Genomic DNA, 12,593 nt, shown 5'->3' with positions numbered 1-12,593 from the left:
CTAAATAATTAGATTTCTTTTATTAGTTCAACTTCAGCATTTTGATTGAATAAATATAGCTTTTTACTTTTTAATTCTAAACATTCAAAACGAGTTCTACGTTTTTTTCCTTTTTTATAAGTTTTTTTATTGTAAACAAATATGCTGTTTTGTTCAATTTCAAAAATATAATTTTTTGTTGAATTTGCATTGTATTTTAAAAGAGCTCGTGTTAAGTTAACATCAGAACCTGTACTTGCCTTTGGATTTTTTAAATAATTAGCCAAGTGTGGTAAAATATCTAAAGGGTAAATTTCTGGTTGAATAAAAGGCAGCATTAAGTGCTGAAAATTTCGTTTCCACTCAATGCCATGTGGTTTTACATTTCTATATTTTTTATAGGTTGTAAAATGAGCAATTTCATGAATTAAAGTAAGTAAAAATTGATATTTATTTAAACTATTATTTATAGTAATTAGATACCTACCTTGTAAAGTTCTTTTAAAATCTCCGTGTTTAGTAGCTCTTTGGTTAACTATTTTTATTTCAATTGGGTTATTAGTTAAAATTTCTTCAACTAAATGAATAGATTTTGAAGGTAAAAACGGAGAAAGTTGCTGAATCATATTACGGAGTTGTTGAAGAAACTTCTAATATTTTTCCGTTATAAAATTTATTTCCAGTTAAAGCAAAGTTGTAAATATAGTCAGCCATTTCATTTGCTGAAATTGGTGCCTGATACCCAGGAAATGCTTCTTCCAACATCTCTGTTTGTACGGCTCCAAGTGCTAAAACATTAAATGCAATCTGTTGTTCTTTATATTCTTCAGCCAATAATTCGGTTAATGTAATAACTGCTCCTTTTGCAGAACTGTAAGCTGCTAAGCCAGGAAACTTCATACTGCCTTGTACGCCTCCCATACTGCTTATGGTAACAACGTGACTTTTTGGTTTTAAAAATGGAATTAATAGGCGAGTTAATTCGGCAACAGCAAATACATTTACATTATAAACATCTAAAAAATCTTTTGAAGATAAATTTGTAAAAGGTTTGCTAATTAATTTACCAGCATTGTTTATTAAAACATCAACTTGTTTCCAATTTTTTGATACAAAATCAGTAACCTTTTTTAAATCATTTTCAACTGATAAATCTACAGATAAACTCGTTGTGTTTTTTAAGTTTAAAGCGTTGATAGGTTCAGCATTTCTAGATAATGCCAAAACATTGTAATTGTTTTTTGAAAATAACTGAGCCAATTCAAACCCAATTCCTCTACTTGTACCTGTAATTATTATATTTTTCATTAATCTTCTTCTTCAAAAATGGTGTGTTCGTACGCTCCAATATCTGCAGGGTTAGCTCTAGTAACTCCTAAAACATCAATTGGGCTTTCTGTGGTTCCTTCAGGTAAAGCTTTTCCAATTCCCTCATTGTTTTTACCAATAATTAATTCGTTATTGTTTGGGTTTTTAAAATCAGCTTCACCATTTAAAATATTGTTCGAATAATGTGTTGAGTCTTCAAAATTATATTCAGCAATAGCTGTATAGGAGTTATTATAATCGTTAAATCTAATTAAATTGTTTTTAAAGTTGAAATTAAATAGTGAGCCTTCAACTTTTTCAACTAAAAATTCAATGCCTCTATTTCCATCAATAATACAATTTGTAAAATTAGCAGCTACTAAATCTCTTGTTTGTACAATTTGCGTTTCACCATTTTGGTATGTATAATAATTGTTTATTAATACGCTTGGGTATTCACGTAAACTGTTATTCCAATAATTTGTAAAAGTAGAGTGTGTAAAGTTATAAGTACCACCAATAATACAAGCCAAAGATACTTGCCCGCTATTGTTAATTATAACATTATCGCCTTTAACGTTTGTTTCTCTAGCTAGTAAACCATAGTTAGAGCTGTTGTAAATTTCGGTATTTTTTAGTGTTAAAGTAGGAGTAGTGTTACTTCCAATAGAATCCATAATAATACCTATGGAAGCATTTTTAATAACAGTATTTTTAATTGAATTATTTTTGCTTCCTGCTCGTAGCCATATTGCACCCCATTGCCCTGGAATATCGCTAAAAGAAGGTTCTAATCTATCACCTTCAAAAGTAACTTTGCTATCTATTTTACCATTAATTAAAAGGCTAGAGTTTTTATTTACAATTAAACCAGAATTTGAGTGAAAATGAATTTTTGCACCAGCATCAATAGTTAGTGTATTGTTTTCTGGTACGGCATAGTAGCCATAAATAACGTAAGGTTTTTCATTGGTAAAAGTAGTATTTCCTTCTAAATAAAAACCTTGTATACGCAAGTCATTTCCTTCGCCATCTATACCTGTTTTTATAGTTTCAATAACGCCTTCAGCATTTTTAGAAGGGTATAAAAAATAAGCATCTTCAACAAGTGTAATTAATTTTACATCTTGTAAATTATTGCCACTATCAAAAACAATAGCATCCGTATAAATGGGATCGGTAATTTGCGAGTAATCAATAGTAGTTTCTATAAAAATATACATGCTATCTTTTGCTCGTATTTCTACGTTTTCAAAAGTTTTACCAGCAATGCCATCTACATTTAAACGGTAAAAAGAACTTTCTCCTTTTTTTAAACCTAATGTAGGTATAGAAATTGCTTTGCTACTTTTGTTATATACTTTTAAATTGTAGGTGCTAGAGCCAATATTTGTAAAAACGGTGTCTAAGTATACGGTATCTTTAGAAAAAGCAAGTTTACCAGAACTTAAAACCGTGTCGAAATCTTTTCTGCAAGAAGAAAAAACAACAACAAACAAAATTAGAACCAAGGTTATGTTGTTACGCATTTTTGAGTTTTTGTAAATGTAAAAATTTATTTAGTAACTAATAGAAAATTTCAACCAAAAACTACTTCTTAATCAATTCAATTTCATAAAGCTTACTCCAATGTTTACCGGTAACAAATAAACGGTTATTTTCTTTATCGTAAGCAATTCCGTTTAAAACTTCATCTTGATCCACTAATTTTTGTGTTTTTTCAATTTCAATTTTTAAGGCATTTAAATTGGCAACGCCTTCAACCTTTCCATTAATAGAGTTAACCATTAAAATTGAATTTTGTTGCCAAACATTTGCGTAAATTAAACCGTTAACAAACTCAAGTTCGTTTAGTTTTTCAACTTTACGTTTATTTGTGTAGGCCTCGATATAAGTTTCTTCGTTATGCGTTTCAGGATTTAAAAACCATATACGCTCAGTACCATCAGTTTTAATCAGTTTTTCTCCGTTATGTGTTAAGCCCCAACCTTCAATACTTTTGGCGTATTTAAATTCTTTCTCTTTTTTAAAAGTATCTAAGTCGTAAACAATTCCTTTACCAGCTTGCCAAGTTAATTGGTGTATTTTATTGTTAAAAATGGTAATACCTTCGCCAAAATAAGCTTTATCTAAATCTTCTTGTTGTAACACCTTACCAGTTTTTAACTCAACTTTTCTAATGTAAGATGTTCCGTTTCTACCCGTTCCTTCATATAAAAAACCATTGTGGTATTCTAAACCTTGCGTATAGGCTTTTTGATCGTGAGGGTAGGTGTTAATTATTTTTACAGTATAAACATCTGGACCAGCATCAGCTAAAAAATAAATAGGATTCGATATTTTCTCAGTTTTATCAGTGTAAAAAATTAAGGCGCTTACCGTATGTTTTCCTAATTTATAATTGTTAATGTCTATTTCTACCGAGTTTCCATTCGAAACCACCTTTTTATTATCAATAGAAAAAACTACAGAATCAATGGCTTTGTTATCTTTTTCAGAAATCGAAATTTTTAAAGCTTTATTAGACTGAATTTTTTTGGGAGAATTTAAAATAAACTTATATTCGCTGTTGCAAGAACTTAACACTAAGGCAATAGCAAATAATTTAATAATAGTTTTGTTTAGCATAACTGAAATAGCTTTTTTTATAATTTTATGTAAATAAAGTAAATTATTTGTTTGAAGTTTCAAAAATATAGTTAAATTTGCAGTCTCAAAAATAAAAACAGAATTAAAACGAGTTAAGATGAAAAACGGTATACATCCAGAGAATTATAGAATGGTAGCATTTAAAGATATGTCTAATGAAGATGTGTTTTTAACTCGTTCAACAGTGAACACTAAAGAGACTTTAGAAGTAGATGGTGTTGAATATCCTTTAGTAAAACTAGAGATTTCAAGAACTTCTCACCCTTTTTACACAGGTAAATCTAAGTTAATAGATACTGCTGGACGTATTGACAAGTTCAAAAACAAATATGCTAAATTCAAAAAGTAATTTTACTTTTAAAAATATTATAAAACCTTCACAATTAGTGGAGGTTTTTTTTTGACTATAATTTGGGTGTTTCCCTTCGGGTCGGGCTTTACGCTATATCTTTTTTTTATTTCACGCTGTTTCATAAAAAAAAGGATGCCGCTTCAATCCCTAACGCGATTAGGAGTTAGAGAGTTTATTAAATGGCTTAGAGTTTGTTATATTAATAGTAATACTTCTTTATATATAAATTGAGTGATTGTAATTTAGCACATTTAAGGATATAAATCCATTTGCTTTTTGTAATAATCAAAATTATCTTAAAATAAAGATATTGAATAAATCAAACGCGTATAAAGTTAGTTATTAACCTAACTTGAAAAGTATAAACATATTATATTCCTTGTATTTATTAGAAAAGCTTGTAATATACTACGTAATGCTAATTTGATAATAACTAAATCCTATAGAAGATTAATTATGCGTATTGTTAGGCTCGTTAGATTAAAACTGAGTTACTATGATTGCTTAGCTTTTACGATTAATTAATGAAGAGGGTTTAAACTTAAAAATTAGTTACTGTAAATTAAATATATTTTTTCGCGTAAATCATAACAGCAGTGGCAATTATAAAAACAACTATAATAATCACTCGAGTTTTTGTCTTTTCAGATTTTCTTTCTTGTTCTAATTTAGACTTAAATTCTTGAAACTGACTATTATTCATTTTAGGGAAAGTATATTCTTCTTTTTGATTTTTTCCATTTTGCCCTAAATAAAGCTCCTTATTTTTTTGTGTTTTTTTTCTAATCGAAGCCTTGTGATTTTCAATTGATTTTTCACGCTTCTTCATTGCAGAGAAATATGGATTCATTCTAATTTTTTTAATAAAGGTATAAAAAAACCCATTGCGAAAACAATGGGTTTTTAAATTTATTTATTCAGCTTAACTATGCAATCATAGTAACTGGATTTTCAATATACTGTTTTAAAGTATTCATAAAAGCAGCACCAACAGCACCATCAATAGTTCTGTGGTCACAAGCTAATGTTAAAGTCATTACATTACCAACAACAATTTCTCCGTTTTTAACAACAGGCTTTTGTTTAATACCACCTACAGATAAAATTGCAGAATTTGGTTGATTAATAATAGACGTAAAGTGGTCTACACCAAACATACCTAAGTTAGAAACAGTAAAAGTAGAACCAGACATTTCATCTGGAGTTAATTTTTTGTTTTTAGCCTTTATTGCTAGATCTTTTACTTCAGCACCAATTTGAGTTAAACTCTTAGTGTCTGTAAAAGGAATAACAGGTACAACTAAACCATCTTCAATAGCAACCGCTACACCAACCGAAATATGGTTGTTATAAATAGTTTGTTCGTTTGTCCACTCTGTATTAACTTGTGGGTGAGATTTTAATGCCATAGCTGTAGCTTTTACAACTAAATCATTAAATGAAACTTTAGTATCTGGTATAGAGTTAATTAACTTTCTAGATGCAATAGCATTATCCATATCAATATCCATAGTAACAGTAAAGTTAACTGCTGTGTTTTGAGAATGGTCTAATGCTTTTACAATTGCCTTACGCATTTGAGAATTTTTAACCTCAGTTTGACTTACTTCTCCAGCTGGAGCAGCAACAGCAGTAGTTGATGGATTAGAATCTACTTCAACAACAGGATTGTAATTTTCAATATCTACTTTTACAATTCTTCCACCTTCACCTGTACCAATTACCTTAGCTAAGTTAATTCCTTTTTCTTCAGCAAGTGCTTTAGCTAGCGGAGAGGCTTTAATTCGTCCATTTTCAGAATTAACTGCACTAACTTTTTTAGTAGCAGTAGTAGTTGTACTTTGTTTAGTTTCGATAGGAGCTGGAGCTACAGATTTTTTTTCTTCTGCAGTTGTAGCTTTTGGAGCTTCTGTATTGGGAGCTGAAACAACTTTAAAACCTTCAACAACCGCAGTAACATCTGTTCCTGCTTCACCAATAATAGCTAATAACGAATCTACAGGAGCATTTCCTCCTTCTTCTAAACCAATATATAGTAATGTTCCTTCGTTAAAAGATTCAAATTCCATAGTGGCTTTGTCAGTTTCAATTTCAGCAAGAATATCTCCTTCTGAAACAGAGTCACCAACTTTCTTTAACCAAGAAGCAACTGTACCATCAGTCATGGTATCACTTAATCTAGGCATAGTCACAACAGTTATATTATCTGGCACCACAAAAGCTTCTTCTTCAGGTTTTTTTTCTGTTGAATTTGTTACTTCTTCCGCAACTGGTGCGGCAGGAGTTTCTTCAGTAACAGCAGGTGCTGTAGTAGCACTTCCAGTTAATAAAGCAGAAATATCTTCACCTTTTTCACCAATAATGGCTAGTAAGCTATCAACTGGGGCAGTTTCTCCTTCTTGTAATCCAATATGTAATAAATAACCTTCGTTAAAAGATTCAAATTCCATGGTTGCTTTGTCAGTTTCAATTTGAGCAAGAATATCTCCTTCTTCAACTTTATCGCCAACTTTTTTTAACCATTCTGCTACAACTCCTTCTGTCATTGTATCACTTAATCGGGGCATTGTTATAATTTCTGCCATTATCTATGTTTTAAAAATGGATAATCTTCTTGTTCGTAAACTACATCATACAACAATTGTTTGTCTGGGAATGGAGATTCTTCAGCAAACTTTTGGCATTCTGCAACTTTATCCTTTACTTCTTGATCCCACTCTTTAATTTGTTTTTCAGAAGCATATTTTTTAGACTTTATAACGTCTAAAACTTGTGAAATTGGATCAATTTTTTTGTACTCTTCAACTTCTTGTTTAGTTCTATAATGCTGAGCATCACTCATAGAGTGTCCACGATATCTGTATGTTTTGATATCTAATAGAGTAGGTCCATCACCACGTCTAGCTCTTTCAATAGCTTCATGCATAGCTTCAGCAACAGCAACAGGATTCATTCCATCAACAGGTCCACAAGGCATTTCATACCCTAAACCTAATTTCCAAATATCATCATGATTTGCAGTTCTTTCTACTGAAGTTCCCATTGCATATCCATTGTTTTCACAAATAAATACTACAGGTAGTTTCCAGTTAATTGCCATATTAAAAGTTTCATGTAAAGATCCTTGACGAGCTGCACCATCACCAAAGTAAGTTAAAGTAACTCCATCTCTTTCAAAATACTTATCAGCAAAAGCTAATCCAGCACCTAATGGAATTTGACCTCCAACAATACCATGTCCACCATAAAAATTATGCTCTGGAGAAAAAATATGCATAGAACCACCTAATCCACGTGAGGTACCAGTGTCTTTACCTAATAATTCAGCCATAATCCTTTTTGGATCAACACCTAAACCAATTGGTTGTACGTGATTACGATAAGCAGTAATCATCTTGTCATTTTCTTTCATTGCGTGCAATGCACCTGCTAATACTGCTTCCTGACCATTATATAAATGTAGGAAACCTCTTACTTTTTGTTGAATATAAAGAGCTGCAAGTTTGTCTTCAAACTTTCTCCAAAACAGCATGTCTTTATACCAATTGATGTAAGTGCTTTTTGTAAATTTTTTCATTTTTAGTAAAGAATATTTGTTTACGTCGATTCGCAAAAATAGCATTTTGAACTAAAGAAAGGAAAAATGCTTGGTTTTTTTTTAACTATAACGTTTTCGTAAGTTAATTTGGTTTTTCAACTGTTATTAAAGATTAGGGAGTTTTAAGTAGTTGAAAAACAGTTAGCTATGTAGATGTGTGGCGGGAGTTAAATTGAGGTCCGTTTATAATTTAAATGTTACCATTTATAAAATATTTATAGCAAATAATTAAATATAATAGTCTTTACGTCTTGGCTTTAAAGCTTTTGTAGTATATTTGTATTAGAAATTTTATCATCTGTCCCCACGGATAAAATAAATTTCCCCATATAGTTTAAGACTATAAGATAATATTTAGAGCCTCAAAGGATAATAATTGCTAAAGTGTAATTGTATTTATATATACAGTTATGTCATATTATGAGGTGCATTGATTTTACATAAAATAATTCAACTTAAGATGGATTTAAGAAATACTACAACTCGAAAGAAAATAAGTTTATTGGTAATAGGCTTATTGTTTTTTAATTTAACAATTTTTTCGCAAACTACTTTTACTGAAGATGCCAGTTCTTTTGGTATAAATGCAAAAGGGAGTAAGGATGGAGGACATGCTTGGGCTGATTTTGATAATGATGGAGATTTAGATTTATTAGTATGTACTAGTGAAACAGGTTTTGTTAAAGGGTCTAAATTGTATAGAAATAATGGGAATAATACATTTACGGATGTAACTCAAACTTTGGCTCCACAATTGGACGATCGTATGAGAGAACGTCAAGCTGTTTGGGGAGATTTAAATAATGATGGTTATTCAGATTTCATGGTGAATACATCATTTCCTGGATTGGTAGTTTTTTTACAAGACCCAGCTACTGGGATTTTTGGTGATGGATACGGAGGAGTTGGAGCGTATATTATAGATAATAATAATGGGGATAATCCAGAATGCCCAGGAACAAAATGTTGGGAAGTTGAAAACCATGTGAATGCTGAAGGAGCTGGTTTTTTTGATTTGGAAGGAGATGGAGATTTAGATATCTTTTTTGATAATCATGATTATGGTGTTGAAATAATGTTGAATAATCAAATAGATCACACTACACATACTAATGTAAATCCAAATCACAATGATTTATTTACTCACTTAACCACTCCAGCAAATACAGGTTCTAGTCATGGTGAAACAGGAGATTTTAGTTTTGGTATAAATCAGCAATCTACCGATGGTGATTATAGTGTTGTAGCCGATGTTAATGATGATGGTTGGGTAGATTTATTTAATAGAAAACGAGATGAAAATGATTTCTTTTTAAATCAAGGAGGTTTTTTTATAAATGGTGAAGATTTAGCACAAGCTAAAAATAGTAATAAAGGGGCAAATGGGCTTTGGGATTTAGATAATGATGGTGATTTAGATGCAGTCTGGACAGATAATGATGGTAATAAAATTTGGAGAAATGATGGCCCTGGAGTTTGGACATTGTTACCTATTGGTACATTAAGTATTGGTAATAATACAGATGTTGATGGTTTAACAGGTGGAGATATTGATAACGATGGTGATATTGATTTATTTTTCTCTGGAAATAATAGAAGTTATTTATATATAAATAATATAAATAGTCCAGTTGGAAATGTGAATTCTGGAAGTGCTTTTTCATTTACTTTAGATTCGGAAGAGTTTAATAAAAATCAAAATGGAGAAGGTTCTACAATGGTGGATGTGGATGATGATGGAGATTTAGATATTTATATGAATATTGGAGGCCAAAATCAATTATGGATTAATAATCTTTCAGGTACATCTAAATTAAACCATATATATGTACATGTGGCAGAAGATAGAGCAGCGGATGGAACATTGGCAGGTCATTTAGATCGTTCTGCTCTTGGAGCAAATGTTGTTATTAAAGATTGTGAGGGTAATGTTGTTAGTGGTATTAGAGATGTTGGTGGTGCGTATGGTCATGGTACGCAATTAGCAGAATATGCGCATTTTGGGTTGCCTCTTGGAGCAGATGAATTATATATTATTGAGGTGCATTACCCTAATAGGTATAAATCTTCAACAGGTCAAATTGAGAGGTTGATTGCGAGTGCAGTTGTAACTCCTAGTTCAATTAGTGGAACAAACCATTATTATATGACAACAGATTTGGCTGAAAGTTTGGAGAATCCAAATGCTCCAGTTGCTACAAATGATGAAGTGACACTATGTGAAGATCAAAATGTAGATATAGATATAAGCGTTTTTGGTAATGATTCTGATGCGGATGGAGACGATTTAATTTTAGATCAAATTTCAGTAGATCCAGCAATGGGGACTGCAACAATTACAGATGCAGAAAATGGAATAATTAATTTTGCATATAATGGAGCAGCACCTTTAACGGATGTTACTTTTACATATGTGGTAAGAGACAATGGAGGGGGAGGAATTTTGTGTCCTGCGAATTCTAAAAATGATTCAGGAGTAGTTACTATTAATGTTGATAAACCTAGTGCGCCAACAGTTAATAGTTCTGTCGCATATTGTTTAAATGAAACAGCAGCAACTTTAACGGCCAGTGGTTCAAATTTATTATGGTATACAAATGCGACAGGAGGAGTAGGAAGTACAACCGCTCCAACACCTTCGACTTTAACCACCGGAACAACAACTTATTATGTTAGCCAAACAAATGCAAATAGTTGTGAGAGCAATAGATCTTCAATTACTGTTACTGTAAATGCATTACCATTAGCACCAACAGTAAATGCGGTAACATATTGTGAAGGAGATACAGCTGTGGCTTTAACAGCAGGTGGGTCCAACTTATTATGGTATTCTAATTCATCAGGTGGAACAGGAAATTCAACAGCTCCAACACCATCAACGGCAGTTGCAGGGACAACTTCATACTATGTTAGTCAAACAAATGCAAATAGTTGTGAGAGTGATCGAGTAGAAATAATTGTAACAGTAAACCCATCAACGGCAGCAACAGTATTTACAGTAGGAGCAACAACTGTTTGTCAAGATGCAGCCAATGAAACTTATACAGCAACAGCTACTAATAGTACAGGAATAGTTTATTCGGTATCACCAGGAGCAGCAGGAACAATAAATGCTTCTACAGGAGTTATGAACTGGTCAGCTGGATTTAGTGGAACAGCAACTATCACAGCAACATCAACAGGGTTGTGTGGAACCACATCAGCAGATAGAGTTGTAACAGTAAACCCATCAACGGCAGCAACAGTATTTACAGCAGGAGCAACAACTGTTTGTCAAGATGCAGTCAATGAAACTTATACAGCAACAGCTACTAATAGTACAGGAATAGTTTATTCAGTATCACCAGCAGGAGCAGGAACAATAAATGGTTCTACAGGAGTTATGAACTGGTCAGCTGGATTTAGTGGAACAGCAACAATCACAGCAACGTCAACAGGCTTATGTGGAACCACATCAGCAGATAGAGTTGTAACAGTAAACCCATCAACGGTAGCAACAGTATTTACAGCAGGAGCAACAACAGTTTGTCAAGATGCAGTTAATGAAACTTATACAGCAACAGCTACTAATAGTACAGGAATAGTTTATTCGGTATCACCAGCAGGAGCAGGAACAATAAATGGTTCTACAGGAGTTATGAACTGGTCAGCTGGATTTAGTGGAACAGCAACAATCACAGCAACGTCAACAGGCTTATGTGGAACCACATCAGCAGATAGAGTTGTAACAGTAAACCCATCAACGGCAGCAACAGTATTTACAGCAGGAGCAACAACAGTTTGTCAAGATGCAGTTAATGAAACTTATACAGCAACAGCTACTAATAGTACAGGAATAGTTTATTCGGTATCACCAGCAGGAGCAGGAACAATAAATGGTTCTACAGGAGTTATGAACTGGTCAGCTGGATTTAGTGGAACAGCAACTATCACAGCAACGTCAACAGGCTTATGTGGAACCACATCAGCAGATAGAGTTGTGACGGTTAATCCCTTACCTATTGGTTCTAATGATACATATACGATTAATAGTGGAGATACATTAAGTGATGCATTAGCTAATAATGTTAATATTTCAGGAAATACTTTTAGCTGGTATGCTACAGATAATGCTAATGTTTTAGGTGAAACTTTAGTAGCTTCTACAGTGTCAGCAATAACAGATACTTTAATTAACACTTCAGGTATAGTTCAAACAGTTGTTTATACTGTGACACCAACTTCTGTAGGTAGTTGTTTAGGAAGTGATTTTACAATAACGGTTAATATTAACCCGAATACAGGTTTAACGATTGTTAAAAGTGCTAATGTTAGTTCTATAGATGAAGCTGGGGATGTTATTATTTATACAGTTACAGTTTCAAATACAGGAGATGGTTATTTAACCGGAGTTACTGTTACTGATCCTCTTGTTAGTTTAGTATTACAAAGTGGGGATTCTAATAATAATAGTATTCTTGAATCTAGTGAGGTCTGGGTTTATGAAGGTTCTTATACGGTTTTACAAGCTGATATAGATTCTAATGGTGGAGGTGACGGTGATATTGATAATACGGCTACTGTTAATGTTAATGAAATTGGAACTTCTCAAGATTCAAGTGTTGCAGTACCTATCAATTTAGATCCAGGAACAGACGGTTTCTTTACAACAGTTAAAACAGCAAATGTAACAGAGATCACAGCACCAGGAGACATTGAGTATACCAT

Annotated in this window: 9 protein-coding genes; 2 read left to right on the top strand and 7 right to left on the bottom strand. The window is 32.3% G+C overall.

What is annotated here, in order from left to right:
- Positions 1-8: 8 nt before the first annotated feature.
- The 4 genes from BLU40_RS16305 to BLU40_RS16290 form a co-directional block, all read right to left on the bottom strand.
- The gene (locus tag BLU40_RS16305) at positions 9-605 is read right to left on the bottom strand and encodes a SprT-like domain-containing protein (protein ID WP_090126209.1); all 597 of its coding nucleotides are present in this window, start codon (positions 603-605) and stop codon (positions 9-11) included.
- 1 nt (position 606) lies between these two features.
- Positions 607-1,287: an SDR family NAD(P)-dependent oxidoreductase gene (locus BLU40_RS16300; RefSeq protein WP_090126206.1), complete on the bottom strand. Its 681-nt coding sequence runs from the start codon at positions 1,285-1,287 to the stop codon at positions 607-609.
- Complete coding sequence (locus BLU40_RS16295; RefSeq protein WP_090126204.1) at positions 1,287-2,816, bottom strand: hypothetical protein; 1,530 nt, start codon at positions 2,814-2,816, stop codon at positions 1,287-1,289. Before BLU40_RS16295 ends, BLU40_RS16300 begins: the two co-directional genes overlap by 1 nt.
- A 61-nt stretch (positions 2,817-2,877) precedes the next feature.
- Positions 2,878-3,915 (bottom strand): glutaminyl-peptide cyclotransferase, encoded by a 1,038-nt coding sequence (locus BLU40_RS16290; RefSeq protein ID WP_090126337.1) that lies wholly within the window; start codon positions 3,913-3,915, stop codon positions 2,878-2,880.
- A gap of 118 nt (positions 3,916-4,033) precedes the next feature.
- Here BLU40_RS16290 and BLU40_RS16285 point away from each other — a divergent pair, with 118 nt between their 5' ends.
- Complete coding sequence (locus tag BLU40_RS16285) at positions 4,034-4,285, top strand: type B 50S ribosomal protein L31 (RefSeq protein WP_090126201.1); 252 nt, start codon at positions 4,034-4,036, stop codon at positions 4,283-4,285.
- 565 nt (positions 4,286-4,850) lie between these two features.
- Here the strand turns inward: BLU40_RS16285 and BLU40_RS16280 are convergent.
- The 3 genes from BLU40_RS16280 to pdhA all read right to left on the bottom strand — a co-directional run bounded on the left by BLU40_RS16280 (position 4,851) and on the right by pdhA (position 7,865).
- On the bottom strand, positions 4,851-5,138 hold the full coding sequence (locus BLU40_RS16280; RefSeq protein ID WP_090126198.1) for a hypothetical protein: 288 nt from the start codon (positions 5,136-5,138) through the stop codon (positions 4,851-4,853).
- Positions 5,139-5,214: 76 nt separating this feature from the next.
- Positions 5,215-6,873: a pyruvate dehydrogenase complex dihydrolipoamide acetyltransferase gene (locus BLU40_RS16275; protein WP_090126195.1), complete on the bottom strand. Its 1,659-nt coding sequence runs from the start codon at positions 6,871-6,873 to the stop codon at positions 5,215-5,217.
- Complete coding sequence (pdhA, locus tag BLU40_RS16270) at positions 6,873-7,865, bottom strand: pyruvate dehydrogenase (acetyl-transferring) E1 component subunit alpha (protein ID WP_090126192.1); 993 nt, start codon at positions 7,863-7,865, stop codon at positions 6,873-6,875. Before pdhA ends, BLU40_RS16275 begins: the two co-directional genes overlap by 1 nt.
- A 481-nt stretch (positions 7,866-8,346) precedes the next feature.
- Between pdhA and BLU40_RS16265 the strand changes: the two genes are divergently transcribed.
- A partial coding sequence (locus tag BLU40_RS16265; protein WP_175454820.1) for a PKD-like domain-containing protein occupies positions 8,347-12,593 on the top strand: 4,247 nt, incomplete at its 3' end.

This window comes from Lutibacter oricola (assembly GCF_900106565.1).
Lineage (GTDB): Bacteria > Bacteroidota > Bacteroidia > Flavobacteriales > Flavobacteriaceae > Lutibacter > Lutibacter oricola.
The sequence above is the reverse complement of the archived record's forward strand: the minus strand, read 5'-3'. Positions and strand labels throughout refer to the sequence as shown.

Excerpts from the sequence above, each read along its gene's own strand:
- BLU40_RS16300 (WP_090126206.1), bottom strand. The coding sequence starts at position 1,287 with ATGAAAAATATAATAATTACAGGTACAAGTAGAGGAATTGGGTTTGAA.
- BLU40_RS16305 (WP_090126209.1), bottom strand. The coding sequence starts at position 605 with ATGATTCAGCAACTTTCTCCGTTTTTACCTTCAAAATCTATTCATTTA.
- pdhA (WP_090126192.1), bottom strand. The coding sequence starts at position 7,865 with ATGAAAAAATTTACAAAAAGCACTTACATCAATTGGTATAAAGACATG.
- BLU40_RS16280 (WP_090126198.1), bottom strand. The coding sequence starts at position 5,138 with ATGAATCCATATTTCTCTGCAATGAAGAAGCGTGAAAAATCAATTGAA.
- BLU40_RS16275 (WP_090126195.1), bottom strand. The coding sequence starts at position 6,873 with ATGGCAGAAATTATAACAATGCCCCGATTAAGTGATACAATGACAGAA.
- BLU40_RS16285 (WP_090126201.1), top strand. The coding sequence starts at position 4,034 with ATGAAAAACGGTATACATCCAGAGAATTATAGAATGGTAGCATTTAAA.
- BLU40_RS16290 (WP_090126337.1), bottom strand. The coding sequence starts at position 3,915 with ATGCTAAACAAAACTATTATTAAATTATTTGCTATTGCCTTAGTGTTA.
- BLU40_RS16295 (WP_090126204.1), bottom strand. The coding sequence starts at position 2,816 with ATGCGTAACAACATAACCTTGGTTCTAATTTTGTTTGTTGTTGTTTTT.